This window comes from Sphingorhabdus wooponensis, from assembly GCF_003933235.1.
GTDB lineage: Bacteria > Pseudomonadota > Alphaproteobacteria > Sphingomonadales > Sphingomonadaceae > Sphingorhabdus_B > Sphingorhabdus_B wooponensis.
Genome location: NZ_RWJI01000002.1, coordinates 126,538 through 141,850 on the forward strand (window position 1 = coordinate 126,538; position 15,313 = coordinate 141,850).

A 15,313-nucleotide genomic window follows, 5' to 3' on the forward strand; every position below is an offset into this window, starting at 1 on the left:
CTGCGTGACAGCCCATGTCTGCCGCGTTACGCGCAGCGCTTCTGAAGGAGCGTGTTGTGGCAAAAGATCCAATGCTAAAGTTCATCTCAAAGCCGCAGGCTTATCCGCATAAGCGGGAAGCCGAATTGCGTGCGGAGGATTTTGCCGAAATCGCCGATCGTTATGCACCCGCCGCAGCAGCCGATCAGGCATCCCGCTGCTCGCAATGCGGTGTGCCTTATTGTTCGGTCCATTGCCCGCTACACAATCATATTCCCGATTGGTTGCGTCTGACCGCCGAAGGGCGTTTGCGCGAAGCTTATGAGATGTCGAACCTAACCAGCACTATGCCCGAAATCTGCGGCCGCATCTGCCCGCAGGATCGCTTGTGCGAGGGCAATTGTGTTATTGAATTTTCGGGACATGACGCCGTCACTATTGGTTCGGTCGAAAAATATATCACCGACACCGCGTGGGAACAGGGCTGGGTTGAACCCGTCGAAGTTGGGCCATCGCGAGGCCAGTCGGTAGGCATCATCGGCGCTGGCCCGGGCGGACTGACAACAGCAGAATATCTGCGCGTCGCGGGCTATGATGTCCATGTTTACGACCGCTATGATCGCATGGGCGGTTTGCTGACTTACGGCATCCCCGGTTTCAAGTTGGAGAAAGACGTCGTCATGCGCCGCGTCAAACGGCTTGAGGATGCAGGCATTCATTTCCATGCCAATTTTGAGGTGGGCCGCAATGCCTCGCTGGACGATTTGCGCGCGAAACATGATGCAGTTTTAATCGCGACCGGCGTTTATAAGGCCCGCGCAATCGCGACGCCGGGTATTGGACTAGAGGGCATTATCCCCGCGCTTGATTATCTCACAACATCCAATCGCAAGGGTTTTGGCGATTCGGTGCCTGCGTTTGAAAGCGGCGCGATGAATGCGCATGGTAAAGATGTCGTCGTCATTGGCGGCGGCGATACCGCGATGGATTGTGTTCGCACCGCCATCCGCCAAGGTGCAAAATCCGTAAAGTGCCTTTACCGTCGCGACCGCGAGAATATGCCGGGTTCACAGCGCGAAGTGACCAACGCCGAAGAAGAAGGCGTTGAGTTTGTCTGGCTGTCCGGACCCAAGGGCTTTGACGGCGATGGCAAAGTAGAGCGCGTCCATGTCGCTAAGATGCGGCTTGCGGCCCCCGATGCCTCTGGTCGTCGGACGCCGGAAAATGACCCCGAAGGCGACTTCACATTGAACGCCGATATGGTGATTACGGCGCTCGGCTTTGAGGCCGAAGACTTGCCCGTCTTATTTAACGCGCCAGACCTCAACGTCACCCGCTGGGGTACCGTGCGTGTCGACCATACAACGCAGATGACGAACCTCGACGGGGTGTTTGCCATTGGCGACATCGTACGCGGGGCCAGCCTTGTCGTCTGGGCCATTCGCGATGGCCGCGATGTGACGCCGCATATGCACACTTATCTAAAATCGAAAGCACGCCGCGAGAGGCAAGCAGCATGACCATATTTTACCCTACCCCCGAACATGAACGTCTTGCCCGTGAAGGCATGTATCATCCTGAGTCCGAAGGCGATGCCTGCGGCGTTGGTTTGATTGCGGCGACCGATGGCAAGCCATCGCGGCGTGTTGTCGCGGCGGGGATTGAGGCGCTGAAGGCCGTATGGCATCGCGGCGCAGTCGACGCCGATGGTAAGACCGGCGATGGCGCGGGCCTGCATATCGACTTGCCCGTCCGCTTTTTCGACGATGCGATTTCAGACAGCGGCCACCGGCCAATGCCCAACCGACTTGCAGTGGGCATGGTGTTCCTGCCGCGCACCGACCTGAGCGCGCAAGAGAATTGCCGTACGATTGTCGAGGCAGAAATCATCGACGCGGGCTATACCATTTATGGCTGGCGTCAGGTGCCGGTCGACGTGTCCGTGATCGGGGACAAGGCGCAAGCGACGCGGCCCGAGATTGAGCAGATCATGATCGCAGGCCCTATGCCAGACGAGGTGGACGCGACCGAGTTTGAAAAGAATCTATATCTCGTCCGCCGCCGGATCGAAAAGAAGATCATCGCGGCGCAAATCCGCGATTTCTATATCTGTTCGCTGTCGTGCCGATCGATTGTCTATAAGGGTCTGTTCCTCGCAGAGTCGCTGTCGGTATTTTACCCCGACCTGCAAGATGACCGTTTTGAAAGCCGCGTTGCGATTTTCCATCAGCGTTATTCGACCAACACTTTTCCACAATGGTGGTTGGCGCAGCCTTTCCGCGGCCTTGCGCATAATGGTGAAATTAATACCATCCGTGGCAACCAAAATTGGATGAAGAGCCACGAGATCAAGATGGCGAGCATCGCCTTTGGCGCGCAGTCGGATGATATCAAACCAGTCATTCCAGCTGGATCATCGGACACTGCCGCATTGGACGCTGTGTTCGAAACCTTGGTCCGTTCAGGGAAAGAAGCGCCGACGGCCAAGCTTATGCTGATCCCCGAAGCATGGCAGTCGAACCCCAATTTGCCGGCCACCCACCGCGCTATGTATGAATATATGGCCAGCGTCATGGAGCCATGGGATGGCCCTGCCGCTTTGGCGATGACCGATGGCCAATGGGCCGTGGCTGGCGTTGACCGCAACGCGCTGCGTCCTTTGCGGTACAGCCGCACGTCGGACAATTTGCTGGTGATTGGTTCGGAAACAGGCATGGTTGTCTTGCCCGAAACGACGATATTGGAAAAAGGCCGCCTTGGCCCGGGACAAATGATTGCCGTCAATTTGGATGAAGGCAAATTATACCGCGATGGCGAGTTGAAGGACCGCATTTCGGCCGAGCAAGATTATGGCGCACTGGTCGGCGGCTTCCGCCGCATCACCGATTTGCCTGACGCGGGTGAAGATAGTCCAGCTGCGTGGTCACGCGCGGAGCTCACCAAGCGTCAGATTGCTGCGGGCATGACATTGGAAGATGTCGAAATGATTCTCGCGCCGATGATCGAAGATGGCAAGGAAGCCATTGGGTCTATGGGCGACGACACGCCATTGGCCGTCATCAGCGACAAGCCGCGCCTAATCAGCCAATTCTTCCGGCAAAATTTCAGCCAAGTCACCAACCCGCCCATCGACAGCTTACGCGAACGGCATGTGATGAGCTTGAAAACGCGCTTTTCCAACCTTGCCAATATCTTGGAAGAGAAGAGCCAGAATGCCGATGTCTTGGTACTCGACAGCCCGGTCCTGACGGCGCACGATTGGCGCAGGCTGAAGGCGGCGTTCGGACCACTGGGCGCTGAGATTGATTGCACCTATGACATTTCCGACGGACAAGAAGGCTTGCGCGCCGCCATCACGCGTATCCGTGAAGAAGCCGTAGCCGCCGTGCGGATGGGCAAATCCGAACTGTTCTTGACCGACGAAAATATCAGCGCGGATCGCGTGGGTATCGCGATGATCCTTGCCGCCGCTGCCGTGCACACGCATTTGGTCCGCAATGGCCTGCGTAGCTATTCGTCGATCAATGTCCGTTCTGCCGAGTGCTTGGACACGCATTATTTCGCCGTGCTCATCGGCGTTGGCGCAACCACAGTGAACGCCTATCTTGCCGAAGCGGTCATTGCCGACAGGCATGGACGCGGCTTGCTCGAAGGCTATAGCTTGGAGCAAGCGGTCGAAAACTACCGCACCGCGATTAACGAAGGTCTGCTGAAGATCATGTCTAAAATGGGCATTGCGGTCATCTCCAGCTACCGTGGCGGCTATAATTTTGAGGCGGTTGGCCTGTCACGGGCATTGGTGAACGATTTCTTCCCCGGCATGCCGAACAAGATTTCAGGCGAAGGCTATCACTCCTTATATGTCAACGCGCGCGACCGTCATGATGACGCGTTCGATGCGGCTGTTGCGCGCCTACCTGTTGGCGGATTTTACAAGCAACGCAACGGCGGTGAAGAACATGCCTATTCTGCTGGCCTGATGCATTTGCTGCAAAGCGCGGTCGCGAATGACAGCTACTCGACCTATACGCAATTTGCGCAAGGCGTGAAGGAACTGCCGCCGATTTACTTGCGCGATTTGCTGGAATTCAACTTCGCCAAAGAACCCGTTGCGATTGACGAGGTTGAGGCCATCACCGAAATCCGCAAGCGCTTTGTCACGCCTGGAATGTCGCTTGGCGCGCTGTCGCCAGAGGCGCATGAGACATTGGCCATCGCCATGAACCGCATCGGCGCAAAGGCCGTATCGGGTGAAGGCGGCGAAGACAGCAAGCGTTTCAAGCCTTATGAAAATGGCGACAATGCCAATAGCGTCATTAAGCAAATTGCCAGCGGCCGCTTCGGTGTGACCGCCGAATATTTGGGTGCGTGTGAGGAAATTGAAATCAAGGTCGCGCAGGGTGCAAAGCCCGGCGAAGGCGGGCAATTGCCTGGTTTCAAGGTGACCGAAATGATTGCGCGCCTGCGGCATTCGACGCCCGGCGTCACGCTGATTTCACCGCCACCGCATCATGACATTTACTCGATCGAAGATTTGGCGCAGCTGATCTACGACCTTAAGCAAATCAACCCGCGCGCGCGGGTCTGCGTGAAGCTCGTCAGTGCGGCGGGCATCGGCACCATTGCGGCGGGCGTGGCCAAGGCGCATGCCGATGTCATTCTGGTTTCCGGCAATGTCGGCGGGACGGGTGCAAGCCCACAAACCAGTATCAAATATGCAGGCACGCCGTGGGAAATGGGCCTATCGGAGGCCAACCAAGTGCTGACGCTCAACGGCCTTCGTCACCGCGTGAAGCTGCGCACGGATGGTGGATTAAAAACCGGACGCGACATTGTGATCGCCGCAATATTGGGTGCTGAGGAATTTGGCATCGGCACGCTCAGCCTTGTCGCCATGGGCTGCATCATGGTACGGCAATGCCATTCGAACACCTGCCCTGTCGGCGTATGTGTTCAGGATGAAGCCTTGCGCAAGAAATTCACGGGCACGCCGGAAAAGGTCATCAATTTGATGACATTCATTGCCGAAGAAGTGCGCGAGATATTGGCGAAGTTGGGCTATCGCAGCCTTGATGAAGTGATCGGTCGCACAGAGCTGCTTCGGCAGGTTAGCCGCGGGGCTGAGCATCTCGATGATCTCGATCTCAACCCAATTTTGGCCAAGGTCGATGCGCCCGACAGTGCGCGCCGCTTCAGCATCCCGACCTTCCGCAACGAAGTGCCCGACAGCCTTGATGCACAGATGATTCATGATGCGCGCCCTGTGTTTGAACGGCGTGAGAAGATGCAATTAACCTATAATGTCCGCAATACGCACCGCGCAGTGGGCACAAGGTTAAGCTCCGAAATCACGCGTTTATATGGGATGAAGGGGCTATCTGAAGGACATGTGCATGTTCGTTTACGGGGTTCCGCTGGCCAGTCACTTGGCGCATTTTTGTGCCAAGGCATTACGTTGGAAGTCTTTGGCGATGCCAATGACTATGTCGGCAAGGGCCTGTCGGGCGGGACAATCATCGTTCGTCCAACGGTCAGCAGCCCGCTAACCAGCCAGCAAAATAGCATCATCGGCAACACCGTGCTCTATGGCGCCACATCCGGCCATTTGTTCGCGGCAGGACAAGCAGGCGAACGTTTTGCGGTCCGTAATTCCGGCGCGCATGTCGTCGTTGAAGGCTGTGGATCCAATGGCCTTGAATATATGACCGGCGGCATGGCGGTTATTTTAGGCAAAGTCGGGAGCAATTTCGGTGCCGGCATGACGGGCGGCATGGCCTTTGTACTCGATACCGAAGGCAGCTTTGGCGACATGGCGAACCCAGACAGCATCGTGTGGCAACGGCTTGAAAGCGCCTATTGGGAAGACGCGTTGAAAGCCCTGATCACCGAACATGCGCGGACAACCGACAGCGCGTGGTCGAAATCAATCCTTGAGGATTGGGACCGTCGGCGCGGCGAATTCTGGCAGATTTGCCCGAAGGAAATGCTCACGCGGCTTAGCCAACCTTTGTCCGACCATGAAGCGTTGGAAGCTGCCGAGTAAAATACTGCGGCAGGCTGAACCCCCGTGTTCAGCCTGCGCGTAAGCAGCCGAGTCCATACGCAAACAGAATCGCCGCTGGCCAATTGCTGCTTTCCCTGCTTTATTCGACACCTCGACTTGTGACGGAGAAGCCTTATTTATGCGTAGCCTGTTAATCGCTGGATCCTTATTTGCGCTTTCTGCGCCTGCGTATGCTGATGCCAATAAGGATCTCACCATTTTGGTGGACGACGTCTGGGCGAAGACGCTGCAAGAAGCGCCGGTTTACGCGAGCGCGCTGGGCGTGAATGATTATGCCAATGAACTGGGCGATTATACGCTGGCCGCGCAGGACCGTAGGGCCGCCGATGCGACAAAGTTCCTTGCCCGCTTGGATGCCATTCCCGCAAATAGCTTGAATGCAGCATCGAAGGTAGAGGCCGGCATATTGCGACGGTCCTTAGTGTCTACCATCGAAGGCAATAGGTTTGGCCAGCGCGCCATCAATTTCACGACCTATTCAAGCTGGCACCAACAACTCGCCAGCATGTCGCGCAACTTGCCGTTCAAGACCAAGTCGGATTTTGAAAGCTACAATGCCCGGCTCACGCAATATGGCCGCGTAAATGACGAGAATATCGCGGTCGCCAATGTCGCCATCAAGGGTAAATTTACGCAGCCTTGCGAAACACTGACCGGTTTCGAAGGGACCGTGCGCGGCCTGATCGCATCCGACATTCGCCAATCGCGTTTTTACGGCCCTTATGCGGCAAAGCGCCCCGAGAGCATTTCGGAAAGTGACTTCGCAGCGCTCGCAGCCGAAGCGGCGGCGACCATCAGCAACGTCATACACCCGGCGCTGACCAAGCAGTTGGCCTGGTACACCGCAAGCTATAAGCCCGCTTGTGCCAAGGCCCCGGGCGTTTCGGCGCAGCCCAATGGTGCGGCTTATTATGCCTTTCGTATCCGCGAAGAAACCACAACCGATCTGACTGCGGAGCAAATCCACCAAATTGGCCTGAGCGAAGTATCGCGTATCCGCGCCGAAATGGTCGAGGTCGCGAAAAAGGCAGGCTATCCGAGCCGCGAAGCCTTTATCGAACATTTGCGTACCGACCCGCAATATTATGCCAAAACGCCAGAGGAGTTGATGGAGAAAGTCGCGCGTGTGACCAAAATCATCGACGGCAAGATGCCCAGCCTGTTCGGCCGCCTGCCCCGCCTGCCCTATGGCATAAGAGAAATTCCGGCGGAAACAGCGGAGGGCACGACCACGGCTTATTATAATCCGGGATCGCCTGAAATCGGGATATCGGGGACATATTATGTCAACACGTCGAAACTGAACCAGCGCCCATTCTGGGAAATTCCGGCGCTGTCGGTGCATGAAGCGGTACCGGGGCATCACCACCAAATCGCGTTGCAGCAGGAACTACCCTTGTCCGATTTCCGTAAATATGGCGCGTCGTTCACCGCCTTTACCGAAGGCTGGGGGCTGTATTCCGAACGGCTGGGTATTGAAATGGGCCTATATGACACGCCCGCCAAGGATATGGGCAGATTGTCCTATGAAATGTGGCGTGCGTGCCGCTTGGTCGTCGACACCGGTATTCATGCCAAGGGTTGGAGCAAGCAACAGGCCATCGCCTTCATGACCGACAATAGTGCCTTATCTGCCGCCAATATCGAGGCGGAGGTAAACCGTTATATCAGCTGGCCGGGTCAGGCGCTTGCTTACAAATTGGGCGAGCTGAAAATCCGCGAATTGCGCAACTTGGCAACAAAGGAACTTGGCCCCAAATTCGATTTGGCTGCATTCCATGACGCGGTGCTGGGGCAAGGGTCTGTGCCCCTAGACGTGCTGGAGCAGCAAATTAAGGATTGGGTCGCGGCGGAAAAAGCGAAGGGCTGATTTAGCCTTTTGGCTCAGGAAGCGGCTCGGCCTCTACGCCAGCCGCTTCTTTGGCATCTAGCTCAGCCTGCAACTTGGCCTCCCGCTCGGCGCGGCCTTTTTCAAATTCGACAACGCGCGCTTCCACTTCGGCGGCTTCGGCGTCAACGCCTGCCATGCGCTTGGCACGCTCGGCGGCAATTAAGCGACCGAAAGTGATGCCTGGGTCTTGCGCCTTTTCGGCATAAGCCTTGTTAATCTCCGCTATGCCGCAGCCCGTAAAACCCCCAGCCCCCGATGGCGAGCAGCTCATCGTGCCGCTTGCTGCGACATATTCGTAAGACTTAATCCGCTCTGACATGGCTTGGTTGCGCGGGTCATTGGGGTCGTCGCGCAAATTGGTCGGAATGCGATAACGGTCCGCCTCCCCCATGCGGGCGCAGACAACGATTTCATCACCGACGCTTTCGGGGCATTTGTCATCGCCATAGATGATAAGCTGATTGATTTTTTCATCGCCAGGCTTGGCCACCGGTGCACCCTGCGCCGACGCCGGAACCGATAGCATCAGGGCGATGCTCGCGAGCGAAATTCTGGTCATTGCCTTCACGAGATCATCTCCAAATATCTGTTTTCCTGCTTTTGAACATTGCAGGCTGAATGCTGTATGAAGCCTATATATGTTTCGACACGGCAATGGCGGTACGGCACCCAAGGCGGACCAAAGCGCTCATCACCGGATAAGCGGGCGCGCGTTCCGCGCCTTGCGCCAAGGCCGTGGCCTTATGTTCCAACTCATCGGCTTGGAAATCCAGTATCATCGCCGATAATTCGGGGTCACTGTCACCGATTTCGGCGAGTTGTTCGCTATAATGGCGGTCAATTTCGGTTTCGACGGCAACGGTGCACGCCATTGCGGCCTCTGGCCCGATGGCCGCGGACACAGCACCCAGCGCAAAGCCCGCAACATTCCAAATCGGGTACAAAGCCGTGGGACGGACGCCGCGTTCGGCCATCATTTTGTCAAAGGCGCTTAAATGGCGTTCCTCTTGTTCGGCCATATGCGCGATGCTGCGCGCCGCTGGGGTACGATCGCCCATCACCGCAAGCTGTCCGGCATAAATCCGTTTCGCCCCAAACTCGCCCGCTTGGTTTACGCGGATCATGCGTTCCATTGCCCGTGCCCGCTGTGCGGCGGTTTTCAGAGTTTCTTGCTGCGCCATATCATTCCCAAGATGAGCATTGCGCCGCCGAACGACAAGAGAAAATTATACCCAGCAAGAGAAATGCCAAATAACGTCCACGGTGCAACGTCGCAACGCACCAAAGGCGCGTTCATAATCGACTGGAGCAAATCATCCCCGCTACCCGAAATCGTCGCGGTGCAAGCGGTCAGCCCCTCCCAATAGCCATATTCGACGCCCGCATGAAAGCCGCCAATGAGGCCGCTAGTCGCCATCGCCAATGCCGCCAGCGCGACCAAGACCTTGCGATAGGCCGCATTGCTGACGCCAAAAGCGACGAGCGCAATCACCACCGCAGCAAAATGCGGATAACGCTGCCACCAACACATTTCGCACGGGAAAAGGCCGCCAATATATTGCGATCCATAAGCCCCGCCCAGCAATGCAGCGGGAAGCAAAAATGCCAACCAATGGGCCTTATCGAACTTTGGTGTCATATGCTGTGTTGCCTAGAAAATGTTCATGCGGAATTATGTCAGCCTAAATTCAATTCTTAGCTTTACCCTTCATGGGCTTTGCCGCGAGTTTCATTGTCCGGGGTCCAAGCCGCTGAAGTGTTTCCATCGCATAATATAGCTGGAAATCCTCTATACCCTTTGCCTTCAACTGCTCCGCAGTCATCGCAAAGCGAGGATCGTAGGTGATGTCCTGTTCCAGATCCTTATTATTGTCTTTCAGTTCATTGACCAAATGACGGCGCAGGTCGGATTCGCGGATCGACACGCGGCTTTTATAATCAGGGTCCGTCAACTGGGGCACGCGGATATCTGGCTTAATGCCGCCTTCCTGCACCGAACGCCCCGATGGCAAATGGTATCGCGCAACCGTCAGGCGCAGGCCCGTGTCCCGCGTCAAGGGTAGGACATTTTGCACCGACCCCTTACCAAAGCTGCGTTCCCCCATGACGAGGCCGCGATGATGATCTTGCAAAGCGCCCGCGACAATTTCAGAGGCCGAAGCCGACCCGGCATCCACCAACACAATGATCGGCGCGCCGCCGGTCACGTCACCGGGGACGGCGCGCTCTGCCCACCAGCGGTCAACTTTGCGCGGGTCGCGGCCACGTTCGGAGACAATCTCCCCCTTTGTCAAAAACGCATCGGAGACGACCACCGCCTCATCCAATATGCCGCCCGGGTTGGAGCGCAGGTCAATGATATATCCCAGCGGATTACCGCCCACACTTTTCTTGATACCGGCAACGGCGGCAACAACATCCGCACCGGTCTGTTCGGAAAAGCCCAAGACGGAAATAATGCCGATGCGGTCTTTCACTTCCCATTGTACAGGTTTCAGGTCGATAATCGCCCGCGTTAATGTGACGTCAAATGGCCCATCGCGGCCAGGACGGAAAATTGTGAGCTTAATTGTTGTGCCCGGCACGCCGCGCATGGCATCCACCGCTTCGTCCAAGGTCCCGCCGACAATCAGCTTGCCGTCCAGATGGGTGATGAAGTCGCCAGACTTAATGCCAGCCTTATCTGCGGGCGTATCCTTCGTCGGCGCAATGACTTTAACCGCTTCGTCCTCCAGCGTTACCGAAAGCCCAAGACCGCCATATTCGCCGTCAATTTGTGTCCGCAGCGAACTAAAGTCGGAACGATCTAGAAAACCGCTATGTGGATCCAGGCTGGACAGCATCCCCTGAATCGCGCCTTCCATCAATTTTTTGTCATCGACCTTGTCGACATAGCTCGATTTGACCTTTTGGTAGACAGCAAGAAATGCGTCGAGATCCTCAATCTGCTGTGCCTCATATTGTTGCTGCTGCATATTTTGCGCAACGAGCACTGTGCCGGGCACGGCTATGGCCGCCACAATAGCCAAAGTGGAGGGCAGCAAACGGTTCTTCATTGATAATGTCCATTTCATCATATTGTTGCTGCTATATCTCGCCTTAACCTTGTGTGAAAGCAGCTTTGCAAAAGGCGCAGCCTTCATCCCTCACGATGATAAGGATGGTTGGCAATAATCGATGTCGCGCGGAACAATTGCTCGGCCAGCATGGCGCGCGCCATCAGATGCGGCCATGTCGCTTTGCCAAAAGCGATGAGCTGATCTGCGCTTGCGCGCGCCGCATCATCAAAGCCGTCGGCCGCACCAATCAGAAAGCGCACTTCGCGCACACCATCATCGCGCCAGCGTTCCAACAAGCGCGCGAGTTCAACCGAGGACAATTGCGCGCCCTTTTCATCCAACATGATTGTTTTGTAAGGGGAATCGGACGCCGGAAGATCCCCGCCCCGACCCTTATCAGGCGTGTCAGGCAGTTCGCTATGCTTGGTCGGCCAGCTAATCCGCTTCAAATAGCGATCGACCAGTTCCGATTCTGGGGAGCGGCCAATCTTGCCGCGCGCGATGATGTGCAGGCGCATCGCCATCGGCGCGGGCAATCGGTCTTATTGCGACGCGACTTCGGGCGCGTCACCAAAGGCCCACATGCGTTCTAGATTATAGAAGCTGCGGACTTCGGGACGGAACAGATGCACGATGACATCTTCCGCATCAATCAGCACCCAGTCCGCCGACGGCAGACCTTCGATGCGGGCATGACGGCCAGCCTTTTTGATACGCTCGGCAAGTTTCTGCGCCATTGACGCGACTTGGCGCGACGAACGGCCAGATGCGACAACCATATGGTCGGCAATGTTGCTTTTCCCCTCAAGCGGGATGGTGACGACCTCTTGCGCCTGATCATCGTCAAGCGATTGGAGGATCAACGCGAGCAGCGCGTCGGGGGTCAATGTGGGTTCCTTGGACTTTGCAGTCGGCGCAGGAACGGAAGCAGTGTCGATCAAGATGGCTCCTTAAAGCACAATGTTTCGGGTAACGCCGTCCCGCGTTCCAAGTTCTTTATATCGGTGAAACCAATATGGGTCAGCGCGCCGTAAAGCGGTGGCAGAACGCGGATCTGGACGAAAGCGCAAAAAGACAAGCGCTGGCGTACTCCATTTCGTCCAGTGATGACGCTGTTCCGGACGCCGGACAAACCGTCTGAACCAGGCCATTGCGGGACCCGCAACGACGCGCTCCTTATAGCCGGGTCTGGCGATAACTGCAATCGGCATCAACCGCGCGATATCACGCCAGCGCCGCCAGTGGTGAAATTGCGCCAAATTGTCCGCCCCCATGATCCAGATGAACTGCGTTTTCGGATAACGTGCGACCAGCTTTTGCAAGCTTTCGGCGGTGTAAACGGTGCCAAGATCGCGTTCGATGGCCGTGACTTTAATCGGCGTGCGGCGCGTCTGCACCTTGGCCGATGCCATGCGTGCGGACAATGGGGCCATGTCCGATTTGGGCTTTAGCGGGTTACCCGGCGAGACCATCCAATAAAATGCATCGAGGCCAAGCGAATCCATCGCAAACAGGCTGATCGCGCGGTGCCCTGCATGTGCTGGGTTGAACGATCCCCCCATGAGGCCAATGGTTTTCAAGGGCATGTCTCTTTTCAAGGGCGGGTCTGACCCTGCCCGCGCACGACCCATTTATAGGTCGTAAGCCCTTCGAGCGCGACAGGGCCACGGGCATGCAGACGGCCCGTCGCAATGCCGATTTCCGCGCCCATGCCAAATTCGCCGCCATCGGCAAATTGGGTAGAGGCATTGTGCATGACAATCGCGCTATCGACCTCAGCCAAGAAACGGGCAGCAGTAGCAGAATCCTGGGTTATAATCGCGTCGGTATGGTGTGATCCATGGCGGGCAATATGCGCCATAGCTTCATCCAAACCCGACACGACGCAGGCCGAAATAACCGAGTCGAGATATTCAGTATCCCAATCCTGCGCGTCGGCAGAAACGGTCCGCGCATCCAGCTCCATCAGCACATCGTCCGCCCGCACTTCGCATCCTGCATCGAGCAATGCTGTAATCAACGCAGCAGGCGCAGGATAATCCTGATCAATCAACAGCGTCTCGGTCGCGCCGCAAATGCCGGTGCGCCGCATTTTGGCGTTGACCACTATTGCTTGCGCCATATCGGGATCCGCGTCCTTATGCACATAGCTGTGGCAGATGCCGTCCAGATGCGCGAGCACGGGCACACGAGCCTCATCCTGAACGCGCGCCACAAGCGATTTTCCGCCGCGCGGGATGATCATGTCAATCGCCCCTTGCGCGCGCAGCATGTCGCCGACCAGCGCACGGTCCTGCGACGGGACAAGCTGAATGATATCGGCTGATAAGCCTGCTTGGCAGACGCCCTGCACCATACAGGCATGGATTGCGCGATTGCTGTGCACCGCTTCGCTACCGCCGCGTAAGATAACCGCATTACCCGACCGCAGCCCCAAAGCGGCCGCATCAGCCGTTACATTCGGGCGGCTTTCATAAATAATGCCCAACACCCCAACAGGCACACGGACGCGCTCCATCACTAAACCGTTGGGTCGTTCGCGGCGATCAATGATTTGCCCGACCGGATCTTCCAGCGTTGCGACCTGTTCGACCGCAGCCGCCATCGACGCGACGCGCGGTGCATCCAGCGTCAGCCGGTCCAGCATTGCAGGCGAAATACCGGCCGCGACCGCAGCGGTAACATCCGTTGCATTGGCGCTGAGGATATCCGCCATGCCATCGCGCAATGCCTGCGCCGCGCCAGTTAATGCCGCCGCCTTCGTTGCATCATCCACGCCCGCCAAATACCGCGCCGCACTGCGCGCCTTAGCCGTGAGATCGGTCATCAAAATGTTGCTGCCTGTCATAGCCTGATACTCGTAGAGAAATGCCTTCAAAAGGGAAAGTGATCGTCCCCGTTGTGCATCCATCGCATAAGGAACAAATGCGAATCGCACATAGATTATTGAATTTAGGTAATTTTACGCGACTCATTTGAAAAATACATATCGATTCGGACATTTTCAGAGATACATTTGGGCAAGTTTTCCACAGCTCATCGCACGACTCAACCGACTCGTCACGAGTCTGCTTTCGGTGATTCGCCGGGCCCCGACTCCTCTGCTAGGCGCGGACCTTCATAATAACGGGGTAGGTCGTGACGCTAAAAATCAGAATATCCGGTTGGAAAGACCGGATAGCTGGATGGTTTATTGACCGCGAATTTTTCATGCGGGCCAATGGCCAAGTCCGGTTTTTGAAAATATCAGCGCAATTGCAGCGCCGCGTTGCCGTTACCCTGACGTCCGTTATCGGCGCTTGGTTGCTCGTCACTTTTGGCATGGCCATTAATCAAATGACCGTGAGCGCCCAGCGCCTTGCGCTGAGCGAGCAAGAGGCCAAGGTTGAATCCGCCGAAGAACGCGTAGCTAACTATCGTGGTTCCATCGATGAAGTGACGAAGGATTTGGAACGTCGGCAGGAAATGCTGGAAAGCTTGGGCGACCAATATCTCGGTGATTTACCGGAGCCCGAGGCGCAAGCCCCTGCCACCTCGACCCAATCGCGCGAAGAAGAAAAGACCGTGAAGACCATTAGCGCAATGGTTCCCGAAGCTGCTGGCCTTGCCCGTATCGAAGCGCGGCAAATTCGGTTCGCCGAAAAAATGACGAAGGTCGCGCACGCGCGCACAATAAAGGCCGAAGCCGCCATTCGCCAATTCGGGCTCAACCCCGCAGTCTTGGCCCGCCAAGCGCGTAACGCCCAAGGTGGTCTGTTCGAACCCTTTTTTGGCAAAGGTAAAAAAGACATTCGCGACCCGCGTTTCTTGAAACTTGCCGCCGCGCTTGGCCGCATGGACGCAATGGAACGCGCTTTGGCCGCAATCCCTACCGCTATGCCCGCCGCTTCGATGATGATGTCGAGCGGCTTTGGCTATCGCGCAGACCCATTCACCGGCGCCGGCGCGATGCACGCTGGCCTCGATTTCAAGGGCCCCATTGGCACTCCCATTCTTGCCGCAGCCGAAGGCAAGGTGGTTATGGCTGGCTTCAACGGGGGCTATGGCAACACAATCGAAATTAGACATGCAAATGGGCTCGTTACACGCTATGCACATTTGTCTGGCTTAAATGTCAGACGGGGGCAAATGGTTGATCGCGGCGTTCAAATCGGACGGATGGGCAGCAGTGGTCGGTCGACCGGCAGCCATCTGCATTTTGAGGTGCGCCTTAACGGTCAGGCGATTAACCCGCGAAAGTTTTTGGAGGCAAATCCAGATGTTCTCAAGGTCCAAACAGTCGCCGGAAACCGTGCCGACTCTGCCGCAAAGGAATAATGT

Annotated in this window: 12 protein-coding genes; 4 read left to right on the plus strand and 8 right to left on the minus strand. The window is 56.6% G+C overall.

Features of this window, described 5'->3' with window-relative positions:
- Positions 1–56: 56 nt before the first annotated feature.
- The 3 genes from D7D48_RS08820 to D7D48_RS08830 all read left to right on the plus strand — a co-directional run bounded on the left by D7D48_RS08820 (position 57) and on the right by D7D48_RS08830 (position 7,913).
- Complete coding sequence (locus D7D48_RS08820; protein ID WP_125231060.1) at positions 57–1,499, plus strand: NAD(P)-dependent oxidoreductase; 1,443 nt, start codon at positions 57–59, stop codon at positions 1,497–1,499.
- Positions 1,496–6,022, plus strand: a complete 4,527-nt coding sequence (gltB, locus tag D7D48_RS08825; protein ID WP_125231061.1) for a glutamate synthase large subunit — start codon at positions 1,496–1,498, stop codon at positions 6,020–6,022. Before D7D48_RS08820 ends, gltB begins: the two co-directional genes overlap by 4 nt.
- A gap of 139 nt (positions 6,023–6,161) precedes the next feature.
- Entirely contained in the window at positions 6,162–7,913 is a 1,752-nt protein-coding gene (locus D7D48_RS08830) for a DUF885 domain-containing protein (RefSeq protein WP_125231062.1), read from the plus strand.
- 1 nt (position 7,914) lies between these two features.
- Here the strand turns inward: D7D48_RS08830 and D7D48_RS08835 are convergent, their stop codons facing one another.
- The 8 genes from D7D48_RS08835 to D7D48_RS08870 all read right to left on the minus strand — a co-directional run bounded on the left by D7D48_RS08835 (position 7,915) and on the right by D7D48_RS08870 (position 13,841).
- Complete coding sequence (locus D7D48_RS08835) at positions 7,915–8,493, minus strand: hypothetical protein (protein WP_125231063.1); 579 nt, start codon at positions 8,491–8,493, stop codon at positions 7,915–7,917.
- 73 nt (positions 8,494–8,566) lie between these two features.
- Entirely contained in the window at positions 8,567–9,115 is a 549-nt protein-coding gene (locus tag D7D48_RS08840; RefSeq protein WP_245964414.1) for a demethoxyubiquinone hydroxylase family protein, read from the minus strand.
- Positions 9,094–9,573 (minus strand): disulfide bond formation protein B, encoded by a 480-nt coding sequence (locus tag D7D48_RS08845; RefSeq protein ID WP_125231064.1) that lies wholly within the window; start codon positions 9,571–9,573, stop codon positions 9,094–9,096. The genes D7D48_RS08840 and D7D48_RS08845 overlap by 22 nt, the downstream gene beginning before the upstream one ends.
- Before the next feature lie 49 nt (positions 9,574–9,622).
- Positions 9,623–10,990, minus strand: coding sequence for a S41 family peptidase (locus D7D48_RS08850; RefSeq protein ID WP_425452567.1), 1,368 nt, complete (start codon positions 10,988–10,990; stop codon positions 9,623–9,625).
- An 83-nt stretch (positions 10,991–11,073) separates the two neighbouring features.
- On the minus strand, positions 11,074–11,511 hold the full coding sequence (locus D7D48_RS08855) for a 23S rRNA (pseudouridine(1915)-N(3))-methyltransferase RlmH (RefSeq protein WP_125231282.1): 438 nt from the start codon (positions 11,509–11,511) through the stop codon (positions 11,074–11,076).
- 24 nt (positions 11,512–11,535) lie between these two features.
- On the minus strand, positions 11,536–11,880 hold the full coding sequence (rsfS, locus tag D7D48_RS08860; protein WP_245964444.1) for a ribosome silencing factor: 345 nt from the start codon (positions 11,878–11,880) through the stop codon (positions 11,536–11,538).
- Between the two features lie 63 nt (positions 11,881–11,943).
- The gene (locus D7D48_RS08865) at positions 11,944–12,579 is read right to left on the minus strand and encodes a nicotinate-nucleotide adenylyltransferase (RefSeq protein WP_245964416.1); all 636 of its coding nucleotides are present in this window, start codon (positions 12,577–12,579) and stop codon (positions 11,944–11,946) included.
- A gap of 8 nt (positions 12,580–12,587) precedes the next feature.
- On the minus strand, positions 12,588–13,841 hold the full coding sequence (locus D7D48_RS08870; protein ID WP_125231065.1) for a glutamate-5-semialdehyde dehydrogenase: 1,254 nt from the start codon (positions 13,839–13,841) through the stop codon (positions 12,588–12,590).
- 290 nt (positions 13,842–14,131) lie between these two features.
- On the opposite strand from D7D48_RS08870, the gene D7D48_RS08875 reads away from it, so the two are divergent.
- Entirely contained in the window at positions 14,132–15,310 is a 1,179-nt protein-coding gene (locus tag D7D48_RS08875) for a M23 family metallopeptidase (RefSeq protein ID WP_245964417.1), read from the plus strand.
- Positions 15,311–15,313: the final 3 nt, after the last annotated feature.